This is a genomic window from Pseudomonas arvensis (assembly GCF_056688935.1).
In genome coordinates this window covers 1217144-1238010 of record NZ_CP162038.1, presented here as the reverse complement: position 1 = coordinate 1238010, position 20867 = coordinate 1217144, and the positions used below count along the sequence as shown (strand labels likewise).

Genomic DNA, 20867 nt, shown 5'->3' with positions numbered 1-20867 from the left:
TTGAGCCTGTGCATCAGGCAGTGGTAGTCAGCGATGAGCGATAGAACGGCAGGATCAAATCACGCGTCAACGGCGCCAGGACCAGGCCGCCATCACCGGCAGGGTCGATCCAGCAGACTTCTTCGATTTCGGCGGCAGGGGCGACGGGCACGTCAATCTGCACTTGGAACAACTCGGCGTCCACGGTGAACCCCGGCTCGTTGGCCGCAGGGGCAGAGAAGTTGCCAAGATAGGCGGCCGCGTTGGGATCGATACGCAGGTTCAGCTCCTCAAACAGTTCCCGGGCCAGGGCCTCGGCCGGTTGCTCGCCGGCATCGATCTTGCCACCGGGCTGCATAAAGGCCTGGGTGCCGCGCTTGCGCACCAGCAGGGTTCGGCCGTCAGCGCCGATCAAAAGGGCAGCGGCGATGCGGATAGTGGTGGACATGAAATAAAAGCCTTGAAGTCAAAAGAGTGAACAGTAATGGAACGCGGCTCACGCCTCCTCCGGTTCCTTGATAAATACGCTGTACTTGGCCCCTTCCATCGCCTCGAAAGCAATCAGCTTGTCCACCAGCGGCAGGTTCAGCACCTTGCCGGCGTTGAGCAGCAGCATGCCGTTGTCGGCATTGAGATTGCGCGCCAGGACCATCCCGGCGGCCAGCTCACGGGTGCTCAAGACCTTGACGGTCGGATCGCCCAAGGTCACGTCGCTGAGAAACGCCGCGCAGGCCTGGACGAAGTCCTCGATCAGCTCTGGGTCATAGAGGCGGCCGGCATATTTGCGGATATATAACAGTGCTTCATCACTGTTCAGGCGCCGTTCGAGGATCAGGCCTTTTTGCAACTCGATGAAGTCCACTGCCAGCTTCAGCAGGCGAGCACCGAAGGGAATCGCTTCGCCCTTGAGGTGGTCGGGAAAACCGCTGCCATCCCAGCGCTCCTGATGATGACGAATCATCCGCGCCGCATCCTTCATCGGCTCCAGCGTCATCAACAGCGATTCGCTCTGCGCCGGATAGCCGCGGTAACGCTCGCGATCGGTGCTGTGCAGCTTGTCGGCCGGCTCAACCAACATGCTGTCGCTCCAGCTCAGCTTGCCAATGTTGTACAGCGCCGCCGCCATGGCCAGGTCGCGGGTACTGGCTTCGTCCATGGACTGGGCGGCGCAGTAGACCCGGATCAGATCGATCAACGGGCGGTTGGTTTGTTTGTCCTTGGGTAAACGCAGGTTGGCCAGCAGCGAAAACACTTCGGTGCCCGTCACGTAGCTGCGTTTGAGTTCGTCGTAGGCCAGGTCGAGCATGTCGGCGGTCTGTTGCAGCTCACTGGTGCGTGCCACCACGCGCTTTTCCAGGGTGGAATTCAATAGCTTGAGCTGCTCGTTCTGCTGATGCGTCAGGCGCTCCAGGCGCTGATGCTCCAGGGCCTGTTGCAGGATCAGCTTGAGTTCCTCGTCATTCCAGGGTTTGCCGATATAGCGGTGGATCTGCCCTTCGTTGATCGCCTTGATGATCGTCGGCAGGTCGGCATAACCGGTGAGCAGGATGCGGCTGGTGGCGGGGTACAGGCGATGAACCTCGGCCAGCAACTGCGCGCCGTCCATGCCGGGCATGCGTGCATCGCTCATCACCAGGTCGATGGGCTGGGCGGCCATGATTTCCAGGGCCTGGGCACCGCTGCCGGCGAGCACCACATCGAATGGCTGGCCGCGCAACAGGCGGCGCAGGCTGTTGAGGATCGACTCTTCATCGTCGACCAGCAAGACTGTGGGTTTCGTAGCCAGTTGTTCATCCATGCGTGCTGCGCCTTCCAATTAAACTGAGTTGAGCTAAATTGAACCCTTGTGCCAAGCCGTCTTGCCTCGCTTAACGCGCGGGGTTGATTTGACGCCAACTGGCCGCCAATTTCAAGGGAACCCGACTATGCTGACACAGCAGGTCCGCGCCCCGCACAGCAATGGAACCAGGGAAGGAATCGTTATGCCGTCGAACCCTTTGCAGGTGAGGAGAGCGCCATGAACCCGAGCTCAGGGCGGGCCAACCGTCGCATCCTGATCGTCGATGATACGGCCTCGATCCATGAAGACTTTCGCAAGATTCTCTGCCCGGCTGTACACGACGAAAAGACCCTGGACAGCCTCGAAGCAACCCTGTTCGGCACCACAGCCGCTCCGCCGCGCCAGTTATTTGTGCTCGACTCTGCTTACCAGGGGCAGGAAGCCCTTGAGCTGGTGAACCAGGCCCTGGCCGCCAACGCGCCTTACGCCATGGTGTTCATTGATATGCGCATGCCGCCCGGCTGGGATGGCCTGCACACCATCGAACAGCTGTGGAACGCCGATCCCAACTTGCAGATCGCCCTGTGTACGGCCTACTCCGACTACTCTTTCGAAGCCATCGAGGCACGGCTGAAATACAACGACCAGTTGCTGATCCTGAAAAAACCCTTCGACCACTTGGAGATCCGCCAGATGGCCAGCGCGCTGACCTGGAAATGGCAGCTCGCCCAGGACGTCGCGCTCAAGATGCTTGGCTTGGAGCGCACCATCGAAGAACGGGTGCAGGAATTGCTCAAGGTCTCGCACCTGCTTCAATACGACGCGCTCACGCAGTTGCCCAACAGCACGCTGCTGGGCGACCGCCTGACCCAGGCCATTGCTCTGGGCCGTCGACATGACACGCAATTGGCGGTGATGTTTATCGGGCTGGACCGATTCAAACGTATCAACAACGCCCTGGGCTATCCGGTAGGCGACGAAGTGCTCCAGCAGGTCAGCCAAAGCCTGATCGCGGCAGTGCGTGCGTCGGACTCGGTGTTTCGCTATGGCACCGACGAGTTTGTGATCCTGCTCAACGATGTCCAGCATCCTCAGCAAACCCAGCACATTGCCCAGAAGCTGCTTAAAACTATCAGCGCCACCCGCCATGTGGCGGGGCATGACCTGAGCGTCACCGCCTGCCTGGGCATCAGTATTTACCCGAATGACAGCGGCAACGCCGTAGAGCTGATCAAGCATGCCGAAACCGCCATGCACACCAGCAAGGAACGCGGCCCGGATAATTTCAGTTTTTATACCGAAGACATGAACCTGCGCGCCCAGCACCAGCAAAACCTGGAAAGCGCGATACGACAGGCACTGGAACGCGATGAATTTGTGTTGCATTACCAGCCAAAACTGGACCTGGCTTCCGGCAACATTGTCGGTGCGGAGGCGCTGATACGCTGGTTCCAGCCGCGCTCGGGGTGGGTCAACCCGGCTGATTTCATTGCGGTGGCTGAAGACAGCGGCTTGATCGTTCCGCTGACCCAATGGGTACTGCGCCAGGCGTGCGAGCAAGCACAGATTTGGCGGGTGATGGGCCTCCCCCCCTTGCGCGTTTCCGTGAATATCTCGGCCATCGACTTTCGCCAGCGCGATTTCGTTGACAACCTGGCGGCGGTTCTCAAGGAAACAGGCCTGCCATCGGCACAACTGGAGCTGGAAATCACCGAGAGCGTGCTGATGCAGAACGTCGACGAAACCGTGGATATCCTGCAGCGAATCAAGGCCATGGGCGTGCGCCTGGCACTGGATGATTTCGGCACGGGTTATTCCAGCCTCAGCTACCTGCGCCGCTTTCCCATTGATGTGCTGAAAATCGACCAATCCTTCATACGCGGCTTGAATACCAACAGCCAGGACGCGCAGTTGATCACGGCGATCATCGGCATGGGCAAGAGCCTGGAACTCAATATCATCGCCGAAGGGGTGGAAACCACCGAACAACTGGACTTCCTGAAAACGCTGGAGTGCGAGGAAGGCCAGGGTTTTCTGTTCAGCAAAGCCGTGCCGGCGAAAGATTTCGCCCAGTTGCTGCAGGTCGGCCGTGCGATGCCGATAACCCGACAATAGCCCCACGCTTGCAAGGAGTGCTCGCTTGAATGAAGTCGCAACCTATGGTTTGGGTCTGGCCGTCATGGTGGGACTCAGCATGCCACTGCCGGCCGCCCCCCTGGACGAGGCGCTCAAGCCTTTGCCGCCAGTGCCGGTGCTGGACGCAGCCAAAGTCGAACTGGGCCGCCAGTTGTTCAATGAGCCACGCCTGTCGGTGAATAACACGCTCTCCTGCGCCAGTTGCCATCAGCTGGAAGCCGGGGGTGCTGACAACAAGCCTTTCTCCATCGGCTTCGACGGCAAACCGGTGGAGATCAATACCCCCTCCGTATTCAACGCCAGCCTGAATTTCAAGCAGTTCTGGAATGGCCGGGTGGACACGCTGGAAGCCCAGGTCGAGCAAGTGGTCATCAGCCCGGCGGAAATGGGCAGCGACTGGAAAACCGTGGTGCAGAATCTAACCGCCCTGCCCGCCTACCAGAACGCCTTCAAACAGGCCTACCCCGACGGCGTCACCGCAGCCAATGTGCAAAACGCCCTGGCCACCTATGAACGCACGCTGCTCACCCCCAATTCGCGCTTCGACCAATACCTGCTGGGCAACACCGACATCCTTACGACCCAGGAAAAATACGGCTATCAGCGTTTCAAGGATTACGGCTGCATCGCCTGCCATCAGGGCGTGAATATCGGCGGCAATATGTTCCAGAAATTCGGGGTGATGGGTGACTACTTCAAGGCGCGGGGCAACCCGGTCGAATCAGACCTGGGGCGCTACCTGCTGACCAAGGACGAAGAAGACCGCCATGTGTTCAAGGTGCCCAGCCTGCGCAATGTGGCCGTCACCGCGCCGTACTTTCACGACGCCTCGGCCAAGACCCTGGCCGAGGCGGTGGACGTGATGTTCAAGTACCAGCTGGGGCGCAACCCGTCCCAGGAAGATAAAGACCTGATCATCCAGTTTCTCAAGACCTTGACCGGCGAATGGGCGGGCAAGCCTCTATGACCCTTACCCGCCGCCGCACCAGCCAACTCTTGCTCGGCCTGATCGCTCTGCTGCTGGCCTCGACACTGGTATTTCTTTACCTCAAGTCCTCCCGCGACCAAACGGCCACCTACACCCAGTCACGGGACTTGATCCGCCAGCTCAAGCAGCTCAATGCCCAATGGGACAGCGAAGTGCTCAAGGCGCGGATCGCGCTCACCCACAACTACGACCCGCTGGTTACGCCGCTCGCGGACATGACACAACTGTGGGCCAAACTGGGCAGTGACGCGACTTACCACGACCCCGAAGACCTGCCCCGCTGGAAGGCCAGCACAGAGGCGTATGAGGCAGCCATCCAGGAAAAAGCCCGGTTGGTCGACCAGTTCAAATCCCACAATGCCGTGCTGCGCAACTCACTGGCGTTTTTGCCGACCGCCGAAGATGACATCCAGGCGCAGTTCAATCGCATTGACGATGCAGGCCGCCTGCAACTGCAAGATGTGGCCACCGACACCTACGATCTTCTGCTCAGCAGCCTTGAATTCGCCCAGGTCACCAGCGACGAGCGCGCCGCCGATATCCTGGTGGGCCTGGGCAAGCTGGCGATCAACAAAGATCGCCTGCCGATCGAGTTCCAGGCCCCGGTGGAGATCCTCAGCAACCACATCTCGCTGATCCTGCGCGAACAGCCGGTGGTCAACGGCCTGCTCGAACGCATTGCCGCAGTCCCTGTGGCCGACCGCCTGGACGAGCTGAACAACCACCTCAATCAGGACCAGCAAGCCGCCGACCTGATCGACCATCAATACCACCTCTACCTGCTGATCTTCTCGACGTTGTTGGTGGTATTGCTGCTCTATCTGGCGGTGCGCCTGCTGCGCAGTTTCGCCGAGATCAACCGGGTCAACCGCGCCTTGCAAGCAGCCAATGAAACCCTGGAGCAACGGGTGGAACGGCGCACCCAGCAGCTCAAGGATGCCCAGAGCGAACTGCTGGACAGCGCCCGCCAGGCCGGCATGGCGGAGATCGCCACCAACGTGCTGCACAACGTTGGCAATGTGCTCAACAGCGTGAATATCTCCGCCGACCTGGTCACCCGCAAACTGCGCAGCAGCAAGGCATTGGGATTGGGCAAGGCCATGCAGTTGATCAACGAACACACGGCTGACCTGGGCACCTTCCTGACCCAGGATGAAAAGGGCAAGCTGCTGCCGGGCTACCTCAACCAACTGGTGGAGGCCATTGCCATCGAACAGCAAGGCATGGCCGATGAACTGGCGCAACTGAGCAAAAGCGTTGACCACATCAAGGACATCGTCTCTACCCAGCAATCCTATGCCGGAGCATCCACGCTGATGGAGCCGGTGCATATCAGCGCCCTGATGGAAGACGCCCTGCGCATGAACGCCGGCGCGCTGAGCCGCCACCACGTCACAGTGGTCAAGGAATATGGGCAAGTGCCGGAAATCATGGCCGACAAACACCGGTTGCTGCTGATCATGGTCAACCTGATCAGCAACGCCAAATACGCCATGTCCAACCTCACCGACCGGCCACGGCAGATGACCCTGGCGGTGCAACAATTGGACGACGCCACCTTGCAGATCAGCGTGAAGGACGAAGGCGAAGGCATCCCCGCCGAGAACATGACCCGGATCTTCACCCACGGTTTCACCACCCGCAAGGAGGGCCACGGCTTCGGCCTGCACAGTTGCGCACTGGCCGCCGTGGAAATGCACGGCCAGCTCAGCGCCCGCAGCGACGGGCCGGGGCTGGGCGCAGTGTTCACCTTGACGATTCCTCTGACCCTTGCCGGAAGCCCGCCATGAACCAACCTCCTAACCGGCGCATTTTGCTGATCGACGATACCCCGTCGATCCACGACGATTTCCGCAAGATCCTGATGCCCACCGGTGAATCGAACCAGGCGCTGGATGATATGGAGTCGGCACTGTTCGGCGACACCAGCAAACCCACGGTACAACCCTTTGAGCTGCACTCGGCCTATGGCGGAGAGGAAGGCCTGCAGTTGCTCGCCACGGCAATGGCAGAAACCCGGCCCTATGCCCTGGCGTTTGTGGACATGCGCATGCCCCAAGGCTGGGACGGGGCCAAGACCATCGAAGAGTTGTGGAAAGTCGACCCTGGCCTGCAGGTGGTGGTGTGCACCGCGTATTCGGATTATTCCTGGGATGACCTGCTGCATCGCCTGCAGGGCTACGATCGTTTGCTGATCCTGAAAAAACCGTTCGACAACATCGAAGTCCAGCAGATGGCCAATACCCTGGCCAACAAATGGGACATGGCTCGCCGCGCCTCACTGCAAACCGCCCACCTGGAGCAGTTGGTGGAACAGCGCACCCTGGCGCTGCAAGTGGAAATCGACGAGCGCAAGCAACTGGAAAGCCAACTGGTACAGTCGGAAAAGCTCGCATCCCTGGGGCAGTTGGCCGCGGGCGTGGCCCATGAGATCAATAACCCGGTGGGGTTTATCTCGTCCAACCTCAGCACCCTCGATGGCTACTTCAACCAGCTGCAACAGATGCTGGAGGCTTACCGGCTGGCCGAGGACAGCCTCGCGCAGGGCGAGCAACTCAAAGCCCTGCGCGCCGAACTGGAACTGGATTTTCTCAAGGACGACATTCCCCTATTGATCAGGGAGTCCAAGGAAGGCATCGGGCGCGTGGTGCAAATCGTCAAGGACCTGAAAAACTTCTCGCGGGTCGACAATGACCAGACCTGGCAATTTGCAAACCTGCAGCAGGGCATCGACTCCACGCTGAACATCGTCGCCAGCGAGCTCAAGTACAAGGCCGACGTGATCAAACGCTATACGCCATTGCCGGAAATCGAATGCCTGGCCTCGCAACTCAACCAAGTGGTCATGAACCTGGTGATCAACGCCGCGCAAGCCATGGGGCCGGAGCGCGGCACCATTACCATCAGCAACGGCGTGGAAGGTGAGAACGTGTGGCTGGAAGTGGCGGACAACGGCTGCGGGATTGACCCGCAGGCCATGCAGAAAATCTTTGATCCATTCTTCACCACCAAACCAGTGGGCGAAGGGACGGGGCTGGGGTTGTCACTCTCCTACGGCATCGTCAAAAAACACCGTGGCGATATCTCCGTGAGCAGTGAGCTGGGCAAAGGCACGCGGTTTCGCGTGGTGCTGCCGATTCGGCAGACGGCGGCGTAGGGCACGCCGCCGCATCATGCTCACGCCTCGGCTTTTTTCGGACTCGACCCAAACGCCGCAAAGCGCTTGTTGAACCCGGCAATCCGGCCTTCGACCTGGGTCTTGCGCTGCTGGCCGGTGTAGATCGGATGCGACGCGCTGGACACGTCCAACGGGATGTACGGGTAGGTGTTGCCGTCGCTGTGTTGATGGGTGCGATCGCTGTCGGCGGTGGAGCCGATCAGGAAGAACACGTCGGCAGCGGTGTCGTGGAACAGCACTGTGCGGTAGTCGGGATGGATACCAGCTTTCATGGGGCCTCCGGGGGCGTTTGGTTGCGACTTGATTGTTATACAGTAACACAAAATAAGCCTCCAAACGAGAACCGATTGCAATAAGAAACGACCGGGGCGGCATATGAAGAATAAACCCCCAGGTTGTTTGTGGTTTCCGGACTGGCGCAGAATGCCCCATCGACCTCAGAGTCCGAACCAAGGAAACCGTATGAGCCTGTCCTTGCTAAGCCGCTACGCCTTTTTTGCTGTGTGCGTCATTTTTACCCTCGCCAGCCTCCCCTTTATCGAACATGAATGGCTGTGGCCCATCACCCTGGTCACCGGCGTGCTGAGCCTGATCGGCATTTTCGACCTGCTGCAAAGCCCCCACGCGGTGCGCCGCAACTACCCGATCCTGGGCAATATCCGTTATTTGGTGGAAGCCATTCGCCCGGAAATCCGCCAGTACCTGCTCGAATCCGATAGCGACGCCCTGCCCTTCTCCCGCTCGCAACGCTCGCTGGTCTACTCCCGCGCCAAGAACGAAACCGCCGACAAACCCTTCGGCACCCTCATCGACGTGTACCAGTCGGGCTTCGAATTCATCGGCCACTCCATGCGCCCGGCGCCGCTGAGCGATCCCAGCACGTTTCGTGTGATGGTCGGCGGCCCGCAATGCACACAGCCGTACTCGGCGTCGGTGTTCAATATCTCGGCGATGAGTTTTGGCTCCCTAAGCGCCAACGCCATTCGGGCGCTCAACCATGGCGCCAAGCTGGGCAACTTTGCCCACGACACCGGCGAAGGCAGCATCAGCCCCTATCACCGTGAAAACGGCGGCGACCTGACCTGGGAACTGGGCAGCGGCTACTTTGGCTGTCGCACCAGCGATGGCCGTTTCGACCCGGAACGTTTCGCTGTGCAGGCGCAGAACCCGCAGGTGCGCATGATCGAAATCAAGATGAGCCAGGGTGCCAAACCCGGCCATGGCGGGATCCTGCCCAAGCATAAAGTGACGAAAGAAATCGCCGAAACCCGTGGCATCCTGATGGGCGAAGACTGCGTCTCACCGTCGCGCCACAGCGCGTTTTCCACGCCCATCGAACTGATGCAGTTCATCGCCCAACTGCGCGAACTGTCTGGCGGTAAGCCGGTAGGTTTCAAGTTCTGCCTGGGCCATCCGTGGGAATTCATGGGCATCGCCAAGGCCATGTTGGAGACCGGCATCCTGCCCGACTTTATCGTGGTCGACGGCAAGGAAGGCGGTACCGGCGCCGCGCCCGTGGAGTTCACCGACCATATCGGCGTGCCGCTGCGTGAAGGCCTGTTGTTTGTACACAACACCTTGGTGGGCTTGAACCTGCGCGACAAGATCAAGCTCGGCGCCAGCGGCAAGATCGTCAGCGCCTTCGACATCGCCAGCGTCCTGGCCATCGGTGCCGACTGGGCCAACTCGGCGCGCGGCTTTATGTTCGCCATCGGCTGCATCCAGTCGCAAAGCTGCCACACCAACAAATGCCCGACCGGCGTCGCCACCCAGGACCCATTGCGCCAACGCGCCCTGGTGGTACCGGACAAAGCCCAGCGCGTGTTCAACTTCCACCGCAACACCCTCAAGGCGTTGGCAGAAATGCTCGCGGCGGCGGGCCTGGATCATCCGTCGCAGCTGTCAGCCAAGCATTTGGTGCGACGCATGTCGGCGACCGAGATCAAGTTGTTCTCGCAACTGCATGTGTTCCTCAAGCCAGGGGAGTTGCTGACGGGCGAGGTGAACGGCGAGTTCTATTCGCGGATGTGGCAGATGGCGCGGGCGGACAGTTTTGAGCCGCATGAGCTGACAGCGGCTTGACGCCAACATGACGCCTGACAAACAGGCGTCCCCTTTCAACGTGAGTGGCCATCGGCGGCCATATCCTTCATCACCACAACTGCCGTCTTGCCCTGCACGTACAGCCGGTAAAAACGGTTCTCGGCCACGGGTTCCCCCTGTTGCTGGCGGCTCCACCAGGCAAAACCCAGCGTCGGCGAAAACGGCACTGCCACGCCCGAGCGGCTGAGTAATTCGGGCAAGAGCAGCACATGGACGTTGAGCACATACTTCATGGCTGGCATCAACTTCATTGTTCCCTCTGCACCGCCGAGCCAGTCGTTGCTGAAGTTGTTGACCATCTGCAGGTGCTCGATATCCGCCAGCCGAGGGTTGCTTAGAAGGTCGTAAGACAGGTAATGCACGACGCTGTTTTCCAACGCCTTCTGCACCGTCAACACCCGTCCGTAGGCATAAGCAAACACCAGCATTGCCAGAAGCGGAACCAGCAATAACAGCGTCCATTTCTGTGCGACCAGCACCAGTACGTTCCTCGCCAGATAAAACACCAGTACCAGAAACGTCGACAGGCCCATCATCAACCTGGCATTGCTGTCAAAAAAGCTGAACGCCAGCGCCAGGCCAGGAATCGCAATCAACGCCGTCACCAAGGCCGTGCTGACCATAAGGCTCAACATGAGCCTTTGCAGCAACGTGTTGTCGCTTCTGAAAATACGAAAGAGGCTCAGGCAAAATCCCCCGGCAGCCAGCGCAAGCAGCAGGCCGGCCAGCCAACGGTTTGCGCCTTGCGCCAACAGCGACACGTTCTCCAGACACGTCAGCAGGTCATCGCCCAACCACCTTATCCAGTCGCCCTCCAAGGCGCGCAAGCCTTTGCGCTCGGCCACCGTGAACTGAAAAGCTGTCAGCACGTATATCAGCAGCCCCCAGACCAGCTTCAAACATTGATCGCGCAGTAGCAGCAAGCAAGCTTGTAATGATGGGTTTTGATCCACTTCTCGGAACAATTGGAGGCAACAAAGCCCAATGTAAACATTGATGACCACTTGATAAAAACCCAATCCAAGCGCCACCAACACACCGCCAACGGCCTGTTGCAGCATCAATGAGCGATGACGAAACGTCAGCCCATAAATAACCGCCACCACCCCAAAGGCCATGGTCGGCCCGTCGTAGTGATAGGACAGGTTTTGCAGGAAAAAAGGGCTGTACCACATCGGCAACACCACCAGGCATGTGGCCGCCGTGGGCATCTGGAATAAATGCGTCACCATCGTATTCAGTGCAAAAGCAAACAACACCATCGCCACTATCAACGGCAACGGGAAAATATCCGGGGCGCCCCGGGTAAAGGACAGCCCTTGATAAAACAGTTCGACCCACAGCCGTCCGCTCTCTTGCCACGCCATGCCGCCGGAAAGTGCGCGCCAGTTGTCATCCAGGTAGAGATGGTCAGCCAGGATCAACGGCCAGGCGAACAACCACACTGCGCCGCCGAAAAACAGCAACCGCTGCCGGTTTGAGAGCGGTTTCAGCCACCCTTCAATCATCAGCTACTCCTTGATCTCTGCTGGCCCGCCGCTCTGGCGAACGATGTCACGAACCACGTATTTGGGCCGGTGTTTAGCCTCCATATAAATCCGCCCCACATACTCCCCCAATATCCCGATCCCAATCAGTTGCACCCCGCCCAGAAACAAAATCGCCGTCATCAATGACGGATACCCCGGCACGTCATTGCCGAACAGCACCTTGTCCAGCACCAGGTACCCGGCATACACCAGCGCCAGCAACGAGATGCACCCGCCGACATAGCTCCATAACCGCAGCGGCAAAGTGCTGAAGGAGGTGATGCCGTCCAGGGCCAGGTTCCACAATTTCCACGCGTTGAACTTGCTCTGGCCGACGCTGCGCGGGGCGCGGTCGTACTCGACGATGGCCACGCTGAAACCGGCCCAGGACAGCACACCTTTCATGAACAGTTGCTGCTCGGGCAGGGCCTTGATCACGTCCACCACCTTGCGGTCCATCAGTCGGAAGTCACCGACGTTTTCTTCGATGTGGGTGTAGGAAATGCGACTGAGCAGGTGATAGAACAGCGACGCACTGTGGCGTTTGAGATAGCCATCGCTGGCACGGTCTCGGCGTTTGGCCAGCACCACATCGGCGCCTTTTTGCCATTCGGCCAGCAACTGCGGGATGACGTCTATCGGGTCCTGCAAGTCCACGTTCGATCGGCACCACGGCATCTCCCGTGGCGTATTCGAGCCCGGCGAATAACGCGGCCTCCTTGCCAAAGTTGCGCGAGAAGTTGATCAGCATCACGTCGCAGTCAGCCACGGCAATGGCCTTGGCATGTTCGGCAGTGCGGTCGGTGCTGCCGTCGTTGATGAACACGATCTCGACGCTGTGGGCGCACAAATCCGGTTCGTGGCGAATGGCGCGGTAAAACCGGTCGACGCTCTGTTCTTCATTAAACAGGGGCACCACCAGCGAAAACCTCATTGTTCACGCTCGCGAAACACCACCCAGCGCGACAGCAAGAAGCCGCACACCAGGCTGACCAGCGAAAACACCACCATGGTGACGATGCCCGGCACCCGCCAGCGGTCCCCCAACCAGCCCACGCCCAGGCTCAGGCCACCCATGCACAGCATAAACAGCCCATAGCGCGGCAACGACGCCGGCATGGCAAAGGTGTAGATCGCGTTCACATAAAAAGAGAAAGACGCCGCAATGCAAAACGCCAGGAAGTTGCTGAGGGCCTGGCTGAGGTCGAACGCCGTGCGCAATACAAAAAACAACTGCCAGTGGATCACCGTGTTGGCGATACCTATGGCTGTGTAGCTGGAGAACCCCTTCCACAGTCTGTTCATTGCGTCGTCCCGTTGCGGCTGTTGCCAGCAAGCCACGACGCCAATCGAGCGTCTACTGTCAGAATTAACAGGTAAGTCGTGCGCGCAATTGAGACATTCAGTAATACCCAACCTTTGCAATTGCTTACAAATACCGCCAACCTGCGCCCGCCCGACGCACGGCGTACGACATCACCGCCGCCTGCCTGTCCTTAATAAACCTACTTGTTCAAGAGCCCGCTGCCATGCTGAACGGACGCGACCCGCGCATCGATTTTTTTCGGGGCCTGGCGTTGATCTTCATTTTCTGGGATCACGTCCCCCACAACCCCCTCGGTCAAATCACCTTGCGCAACATCGGCTTCAGCGATGCCGCCGAAGTGTTCGTGTTCCTGGCCGGCTATGCTTCGGTGCTGGCCTACGGCAAGGTCCTGCAGCGCGAGGGTTACTGGATGGCTGGCCTGAAGATCCTGCGCCGGACCTGGGTGTTGTACGTGGTGCATATCTTTTTGCTGGCGATGCTGATGGGCATCGTGTTCTTCGCCAACAGCCATGTGGAAACCCGCGACCTCGTCGAAGAGATGGGCCTGACGCACTTCGTCACCCACCCGCAGCAGGCGCTGACCGATGAATTGCTGCTGCGCTTCAAGCCCAACCTGATGGACCCGTTGCCGTTGTATATCGTGCTGCTGGCCGGCCTGTCGCTGGTGCTGCCGCTCTTGCTGCGCCAGACCTGGCTGGTGGTGGGCGCGTCGATGACGGTGTACCTGCTGGCGCCGTGGATGGGCTGGAACCTGCGGGCGATTGCCGACGGCGTGTGGTACTTCAACCCGGTCACCTGGCAGTTGCTGTTCGTGCTCGGCGGCGCAGCGGCGATTCATGCCAGCCGGCCAAGCCCGCTGCAAAACCAGGCCTTATCCCGGCAGCCGTTATTCCTCGCCGCAGCCGCCTATGTGCTGGCCGCTGGCGTGATCACCCTGTCGTGGCGCTGGCCCGAGATCCATGACGCGTGGATGCCATCGGCCCTCAGTGACTGGCTGTACCCCATCAGCAAGACCGACCTGTCGCCGGTGCGGTTGCTGCACTTCCTGGCCCTGGCCTACGTCACCGCCAAACTGCTGCCGGGCCGCGGCTGGACGCAAAACTGGCTGGCGCAACAAACCTGCCGCATGGGCCGTTATTCCCTGGAAGTGTTCTGCCTCGGCGTGTTGCTGGCACCGTTGGCGGACATGGTCAACGCCATGGCCGGTGATGCGTTCGCCATGCAGATTTTGACCGCTCTGGCAGGCACTGCCTTGATGGCCTTGCTGGGAGCCTGGCTGGAGTTCAACAAACGCCTGAACCAATCTACAAAAATGGCCCAGGCCTGAAAAACAAAAAGCCCCGATCAAGGGGCTTTTTGTTGTCCGTCTGGCTATCAGGCCGCTGAACGCACCGCCGCGTTCGTCGGCTGCAACTTGAACACATAGAACAACACCGTCAGCAGCACCAGGAACACCGGCCCCACATACAGTGCAATGCGCGTGTCCGGGAAGTACGCCATCAAGCCCACCACCAATACCAGGAAGGCCAGTGCCAGGTACGAACTGACCGGGTACAGCCACATGCGGTACTTGAGGTTTTTCTGTTCGGCCGGGCTCAGGCTCTTACGGAACTTGAGCTGGGCCAGCAGGATCATCACCCAGGTCCAGATCGCGCCAAAGGTGGCAATGGAGGTCACCCAGACGAAGACTTTTTCCGGCACCAGGTAGTTGAGCAACACGCCCAGCAACAACGCGCCGATGGACAACAGCAGCGCCTTGCGCGGAACGCCGTTGCTGGAGGTGGTGCCGAACGCGGCCGGGGCCTGGCCGTTCTGCGCCAGGCTGTAGAGCATGCGCCCGGTACTGAAGATGCCGCCGTTGCACGACGACAGCGCCGCTGTGATCACCACGAAGTTGATGATGCCGGCAGCGGTCTTGATGCCCAGGCGCTCAAAGGTCATCACAAACGGGCTGCCCTGGGTGCCGATTTCGTTCCATGGGTAGATCGACAGAATCACAAACAGCGCGCCGACATAGAACAACAGAATGCGCCAGAACACCGAGCCGATGGCATTGGGAATGGTCTTCTGCGGGTTCTTCGCTTCACCGGCGGTGAGGCCGATCATCTCCACACCCAGGTAGGCGAACATCACCATTTGCAGGGACATCAGCACACCCTGCACACCATTGGGCATGAAGCCGCCGTGGGCCCACAGGTTGGAAATCCCCAACGCCACGCCATCGTTGCCAAAACCGAACGCGATGATGCCCACGCCGCCGATCACCATCGCAATGATGGTGACGATCTTGATCAACGCGAACCAGAATTCGAACTCACCGAAGGCCTTGACCGCGATCAGGTTGATGGTGCCCATGCTGATCAGGGCCGCCAGGGCCCAGATCCAGCGCGGCGTATCGGGGAACCACACGCCCATGTACACCGCCACGGCGGTGATCTCCGCCACGCAGGTCACCAGCCACAGGAACCAGTAATTCCAGCCGGTCAGAAAACCCGCCAACGGGCCGAGGTAATCCTGTGCATAGCGACTGAAGGAGCCGGCCACCGGATTGTGCACAGCCATCTCGCCGAGGGCGCGCATGATCACCAGGATGGCCAGGCCACCGATGATGTAGGAGAGCATGATGGCCGGACCGGCCATTTCGATGGCCTTGGCCGAACCGAGGAACAGGCCGACACCGATACAGGCGCCGAGCGCCATCAGGCGAATATGCCGCTCGCCCAGTTCGCGTTTGAGCGGGCCGCCCGAAGCGGTCTCGCCCTGGGGCAGGTGATTGCCGACTGGCATAGGGATACAACCTCGTCTTGTTATTGGATATGAGCCTGCGACTCCGATACCTCGCGACGGGTCTGTCACGAGGTACGGTTCCCGTTTCACTTCTTGGGTAAACCGGTCTGGCCGGGCCAGATCAGGGAGTGCAGTATAAAAAGCTCAACCCAGTGATTTTCACTCTATAAATGGCAATATTCAGCGGGAGTTCCCGTGTAAATCCGATTGCACAGTTGGAGTATCGCACAGCAATGGTGCGCCATTTCACGCAAATACACGCCTGCGCCTACCACTCCTGCGTCCACAACGGCGCGTCGAAAAACAACTTGCGCGCCATTTTCAGGTTGATCTCGCCGCGATGAATCTCCAGTGTCTGCACCGCCCGCCCGCCTTGCCCGGCCTGGATGCGGGCAAAAGCCTGAGCCTGGGCCTGTGCCTGGGTCTGTTTGCCCATGCGATGCTGCGCCGGTGTCTTGAGGTGCGCAGCGGTGAAATGATCGTCCGGCCCGGTCTGGCGCTCATAGTGAAAGTGCCCGTAGCACAAGGCCTGCCGCGTGTGCACATCCATCACCACATAGGTCTGCAACCAATCATTGGCGTTGGCGGCCAGCGCGATCCGCCCGCCTTGGCGCAAAATGCGCGCCTCACGGTGGCTGACCAGCACTTCCAGGCCCGACTGAGTGGGCGCACGCGCCTTGATGGCATTCAGGCGGGCCCGCAAACCCTGCTCCGACAAACGACTGGCCCCAGCTCGCAACTCGTCGGCCACGGTTCTGGCCCGAGCCTGTTGGGTAGCCGCCAGGGGGGCCGGCTCGGTGTGCTGCAGGCGTTGGTGGATGGCGTCGGCACACTGGCGCAACTTGTCGGCGCGCTGCTCCAGAATGTCCTGCAGCGACTGGGGCTCGTTGGCGTTGCGCGCCATTTTCAGCACTTCGGCAATTGCCTGCTCCACTGCCCCCTGCAACGCCTTGCCCTGTTCAATCAAACGGTTGAGGTTGGGCAGCGGGGCAGCGCCTTTGGGAGCAGGCTTGGTGACGGGCTCCCACACCCCATCGGCGGCGTGGGTAAACGAAGCGATCACGGTGTCCTGGTTATCCATCACCTCGGCCAGCTCGACCGGCTGTTCGTCCGTCGCCAACGTGAGGCGGGCGACATACATGTCCTGGTTGCGGGTGCGGATGATGCTTTTGCGTACCGCACGAGGGGCGGCAGCAGGGGCCGAGGCAGCGACCGGCTCAGGGTTCGCGGTGGTCAGGGCGGCGGCCAGTTGACGCTCGGTTTGCGCGCGCAGTTGAGTGAACAACCGTTGCAATTTATCCAGGTAGCCCAGGTGGAATTTGTCTGGCTCCATCGCTCGCCAGAATTCGATGCGGTCATCGGTCAGCGCGTAGACGCGGCTGAAGCTCTCCAACAACTCGATACGCAACTGCGGGCTATGGGGCGCCAGCTCGTCCAGTTGCGCCAGGGAACTGCTGGCCCAGCGTGCGCGATGAACCGTGTCATCCAGGCTTTGGAAGAAATCATCGTCCAGCCTCGGCCCTTCGGCCTTGAGCGCCACCGCCCACAGGGTCGTCACCTGCAATGACTGCAACTCCAGTACCGTCGGGCCTGTCGGCTGGTCCAACAGCAACGCGCGGGCCTTGTTCTCCCCGTACTTGGGTACGCGCTTCAATTCCTGCAGGAAATCGAGTTCTCGGACGCGCAAGTCGATGGCATTTTCATTGCTGTCTGCCACCTGTCGCATACACTCACCCAAGGTGCGGTGAGCCTGTTGATTGATATCCGACAGGGCCTCCTCCGCTGTCTCGAACTGCACCTGGTCCAGCAGCGACAAGATCCTGGCATTGATAGCGGCGGTCGTATCACGGGCCAGCGACTGCAACTGCCACAGGTTACGAATCAGCCCCTCAAGCGACGTCGACAATTCAGCTTCATAGCCCGGGCGTGGCTTGAGGGCGCGCAAGCCTTTGAGGCTCTGCAACTCCAGCAATGAAGCGTCCAGCTTGTTTCGCAGCTCTTGAGCATATCGGTCGGCGGCCATGGCGCGCTGCTGCTCGGTGATGCGCGGGTCGGCACTGGATTTCAGCTGACGAGCCACGGTCATTGCACGATTCGCCGCTTCCCGACGCTGAGTGTATTGACGGTACTCCCGTTCCAGTTGCTCGTAGCGCGACGCCGTGTCCGGCACAGCCACCGGCTTGTCAGCCTGCCCTCCCAGCAGGCGCAGGCGCAAATCCACGTCCCAGACGCGAGTGTCCAACAACCTGAGCCATGGCCCCAGCTCGCGACCATCGGCACTGATCACCCGCACACTGTTATCAGTGACCTTGACCCGGTACACATGGCCGCGCACCGGCACCTGCCACTGCGGCGGTTGTGCGGCGGCGTTGAACAACACCCCATCGAGCCGCCCGCCGACCTGCGCCCCCGGCAATCGCTCAGACAAGGGCAGTGCCCTCAGGCTCAGCCGTTCGAGCCGGGCTTGCAGGGGCGGCGTGAGGGTGTCGCGTGCATTGCTCCAGCCACTGGGCGAGCGCAAGGGCACGTCGAGCGGGCCGCGGACCACGGTCGTCGGCGCAACTCTTGGCGGTGTCGGCTCGAAGGCCGGATGTTGCAACGCCAGCGTCGATGGCCATTCGTGGGGCGACGCCCGATGCGCCAGAATCAGCACCAGGTTGGTCAACAGGTCCATGACCCCCTGGGCCTGGGCTGCCGCGTCATCGCTGCTGATGGCGTGCACGTCCTGATAGACACTGTCCATCACCTGAACCATCCACCCCGCCAGCGCCACCGGCCCCCTGACAAAGGGCAAAACGCTGTTGAACAGCAACCACCCAGCTTCTTTCAACGTCATCCAACGCTGCTCGGCGTTGGACACCGACTGGCGCTGCGCCAGGCTGACCAGCGCCTGAACCGTGGCGGCGAACACCTGAGGCAACGGGTCACCGCTCTCCAGGGATTTGCTCAGTTGAGCCGGCGCCGGGCGCTCGGGGGTGCTGAACTCATCGCCGGCCAGAAAGTGCCGCACATGCGGCTCCTGAAAACCGCCATTGGCATACACCGCCCGGCGCGTCGCAGGCAGCCAGGCCAGCACCAGGTCCTGCAAGGGTCCCGGTGCCTTGATCGCCTCGAACAAGGCTTGGGCGGATGCAAACTCTTGCAGGCAAGGGCTGAACAACGGTTGGTAGAGCACGTGCGGCCCCAACTCGGAACGCCGGGCGCCAATCACATACATATTCACCACCGTGTCCGGAGTGGACGTGGGCGTGGCGCTGAATGCCAACGGCCATAACGCCGCCTCAGGTTGCTGCGTCACGGCGGCCTGCACCAGGCGATACCCGGCCTCGGTCATGCCGTTCTCGGCGTTGATCTTCATCTGCACCGCCAGCAGCGGCAATTGGGCGCGCACTTGCTGGATAAACAACGCTTCGCGGCGCAACCGTTCGGCGCCATCGTCTATCAATGTGTCCTTGAGCAACTGCGGGTACGCCTGGCCAACATCCACTTCGGTCACGCAGCCCTTCAGCAACGTCGCCGTCAGCCAGGCAGGCGCGGGATTGCCCTTGAGGGTGATCGCTGATGGCGAATGAGGGAAACCACCGAGATTTTCCAGGGCCAGGTCCGTAAGGCTCAGGGTCACGTGACGCACGTCACCGCTGGCAAAGCCGCCCGGCGTCATGGCTGCGGTCACAATCCGGTAGGTCAGCTTGATGTCATCCGGCTCGACGCCGTTGGCCCTGCGCTCCTTGTGCAGGCACTGCGTCAGGGCTCGCGCGGCGAAGGTCCGAATCGGCGCGATGCCGTCAAGAAAAGTCCGCCCGCCCGCCGAAGCCTGCGCCACGACCAGAACCTCAAGCGCGTGGGCGTAGGCCAGGCTGTCTGCCGTCGACGCATGGATCAGCCACAGCGGCAGTTGGTCCTGCAGCCGTTGCTGAAACGGCGTCAGCACTGATTCGAACCAACGCATAGGGTCCGTCACATAGTCGAGCATCTGCTGGAATTGGCTGGGCGTACGCGGCACGGTGCAGTCGATGGCCAACACATCCGCCCGCTGGCGTTCGGCATAGCTGGCGGCCAGGGCGTCGAACGGATCGCCCCAAGGCTCTTGAGCAAACCATTCGAGCGCCTGACCGGCCAGACGCTCGTTCAGGTAGTCGGGGATCAACGCCTCGATGTCCTCCAGGCGCGTAAGCCGCTGAACGCCCGTCGCCAGGCTGAACAGCAACAACGTACGCAACTCGGCGCCGAACAACCGATGGTCGAGGATCAACAGCGGCAGCATTTGCGGAGTCTGCAGCGTGCCCTTGGGCCGGACGTGTACGGTCCAGACCTGCAACGAAGCGCCGTGAAGGCTCCATTGCCGATCAGGACGAGTGGCACGTAATTCCGTGGCTGGAAAAACCTTGGCGAATTGCTGCGCATCCATGCCCGGTGGTGGCGAGCTGTCATACAGCAACGCCAGGCAATCGTCGGACAGATAGCCCCATCGCGTCATGTTTACCGGCAGCGTCTCGCGCCACCAGCCCTGCAGTCGTGCAAGCCAGGCCTCCACCAGGTCCGGCCCGAGTTGGTTGACGAGGTTTTCAATGTCCGCCAATGGCGGGCCACCCTTCACATAGACTTCGCGCTGGTGCAAGAAGACTTGATCGTAACCCTCGACATACCGCACTGGCCGTGCGCTGGCGAGGCGCAGCACGACCTCGTCCGCAAGGCGGCTGTAGCGGTGCTGGTCGGCTTGGGTTGGGGTGCCGATGGCGACCCGCTCGGCGAGAAAGTTGCAGCTGCCAAACCGTCGATCCAGCGTGGCCTGTACCTGCTCGATCGCCACCTCCCGCAGTGTTGGGGCGTCAGAAAACAGACTGACGACTTGCTTGATGTGGCCGCGACGTAATGAAGGTGTTTCCGGCATGGGGTGGGCTTCCTGATGACGGCCCCGGAGTTGGGTCCGATAAACCCTGTACGTTAAGGAAGACCGTCGCCCCGACTGTGGTAGCCGGATAGCGCCGCCCACGCCGACAATTTTCTCGGCTGCGCCAATCAGCGTCTAAACTTCAATCAAGTCCGATCAATCTGCCGGG

Annotated in this window: 13 protein-coding genes and 1 pseudogene; 6 read left to right on the top strand and 8 right to left on the bottom strand. The window is 60.5% G+C overall.

The features are described 5' to 3' along the window. Window positions 1-13 precede the first annotated feature (13 nt). Entirely contained in the window at window positions 14-427 is a 414-nt protein-coding gene (locus AB3G88_RS05565) for an NUDIX hydrolase (protein WP_480453459.1), read from the bottom strand. A gap of 48 nt (window positions 428-475) precedes the next feature. Next, window positions 476-1777, bottom strand: a complete 1302-nt coding sequence (gene nosR / locus AB3G88_RS05560) for a response regulator c-di-GMP phosphodiesterase, NosR family (protein ID WP_099583514.1) — start codon at window positions 1775-1777, stop codon at window positions 476-478. A 219-nt stretch (window positions 1778-1996) separates the two neighbouring features. On the opposite strand from nosR, the gene AB3G88_RS05555 reads away from it, so the two are divergent. The 4 genes from AB3G88_RS05555 to AB3G88_RS05540 all read left to right on the top strand — a co-directional run bounded on the left by AB3G88_RS05555 (window position 1997) and on the right by AB3G88_RS05540 (window position 8040). Beyond that, window positions 1997-3874 carry a putative bifunctional diguanylate cyclase/phosphodiesterase gene (locus AB3G88_RS05555; protein ID WP_099583515.1) on the top strand — a complete coding sequence of 626 codons (1878 nt, stop codon included), beginning with the start codon at window positions 1997-1999 and terminating at the stop codon, window positions 3872-3874. A 64-nt stretch (window positions 3875-3938) separates the two neighbouring features. Continuing rightward, the gene (locus AB3G88_RS05550) at window positions 3939-4862 is read left to right on the top strand and encodes a cytochrome-c peroxidase (protein WP_480454415.1); all 924 of its coding nucleotides are present in this window, start codon (window positions 3939-3941) and stop codon (window positions 4860-4862) included. Next, window positions 4859-6673, top strand: a complete 1815-nt coding sequence (locus tag AB3G88_RS05545; RefSeq protein ID WP_480453458.1) for a DAHL domain-containing sensor histidine kinase — start codon at window positions 4859-4861, stop codon at window positions 6671-6673. The genes AB3G88_RS05550 and AB3G88_RS05545 overlap by 4 nt, the downstream gene beginning before the upstream one ends. Continuing rightward, window positions 6670-8040, top strand: a complete 1371-nt coding sequence (locus tag AB3G88_RS05540) for an ATP-binding protein (RefSeq protein WP_112193717.1) — start codon at window positions 6670-6672, stop codon at window positions 8038-8040. Before AB3G88_RS05545 ends, AB3G88_RS05540 begins: the two co-directional genes overlap by 4 nt. 20 nt (window positions 8041-8060) lie before the next feature. Here AB3G88_RS05540 and AB3G88_RS05535 read toward each other — a convergent pair whose 3' ends face one another. After that, entirely contained in the window at window positions 8061-8333 is a 273-nt protein-coding gene (locus AB3G88_RS05535; RefSeq protein ID WP_099583517.1) for a type B 50S ribosomal protein L31, read from the bottom strand. A gap of 190 nt (window positions 8334-8523) precedes the next feature. Here AB3G88_RS05535 and AB3G88_RS05530 point away from each other — a divergent pair, with 190 nt between their 5' ends. Further along, complete coding sequence (locus AB3G88_RS05530; protein WP_480453457.1) at window positions 8524-10143, top strand: FMN-binding glutamate synthase family protein; 1620 nt, start codon at window positions 8524-8526, stop codon at window positions 10141-10143. Window positions 10144-10178: 35 nt separating this feature from the next. On the opposite strand, the gene AB3G88_RS05525 is transcribed toward AB3G88_RS05530, so the two are convergent. From AB3G88_RS05525 to AB3G88_RS05515, 3 genes and pseudogenes are all read right to left on the bottom strand, one after another. Then, window positions 10179-11672 (bottom strand): glucosyltransferase domain-containing protein, encoded by a 1494-nt coding sequence (locus AB3G88_RS05525; RefSeq protein WP_480453456.1) that lies wholly within the window; start codon window positions 11670-11672, stop codon window positions 10179-10181. Window positions 11673-11675: 3 nt separating this feature from the next. Then, window positions 11676-12627, bottom strand: a pseudogene (locus AB3G88_RS05520) (glycosyltransferase family 2 protein). Continuing rightward, entirely contained in the window at window positions 12624-12998 is a 375-nt protein-coding gene (locus AB3G88_RS05515; RefSeq protein ID WP_480453455.1) for a GtrA family protein, read from the bottom strand. Before AB3G88_RS05515 ends, AB3G88_RS05520 begins: the two are co-directional and overlap by 4 nt. Window positions 12999-13222: 224 nt before the next feature. Between AB3G88_RS05515 and AB3G88_RS05510 the strand changes: the two genes are divergently transcribed. Next, on the top strand, window positions 13223-14347 hold the full coding sequence (locus tag AB3G88_RS05510; protein WP_480453454.1) for an OpgC family protein: 1125 nt from the start codon (window positions 13223-13225) through the stop codon (window positions 14345-14347). Window positions 14348-14394: 47 nt separating this feature from the next. On the opposite strand, the gene AB3G88_RS05505 is transcribed toward AB3G88_RS05510, so the two are convergent. Both AB3G88_RS05505 and AB3G88_RS05500 read right to left on the bottom strand, forming a co-directional pair. Continuing rightward, entirely contained in the window at window positions 14395-15807 is a 1413-nt protein-coding gene (locus AB3G88_RS05505) for an amino acid permease (RefSeq protein ID WP_099583520.1), read from the bottom strand. Window positions 15808-16075: 268 nt separating this feature from the next. After that, window positions 16076-20698 (bottom strand): hypothetical protein, encoded by a 4623-nt coding sequence (locus AB3G88_RS05500; RefSeq protein WP_480453453.1) that lies wholly within the window; start codon window positions 20696-20698, stop codon window positions 16076-16078. Between the last annotated feature and the right edge of the window lie 169 nt (window positions 20699-20867).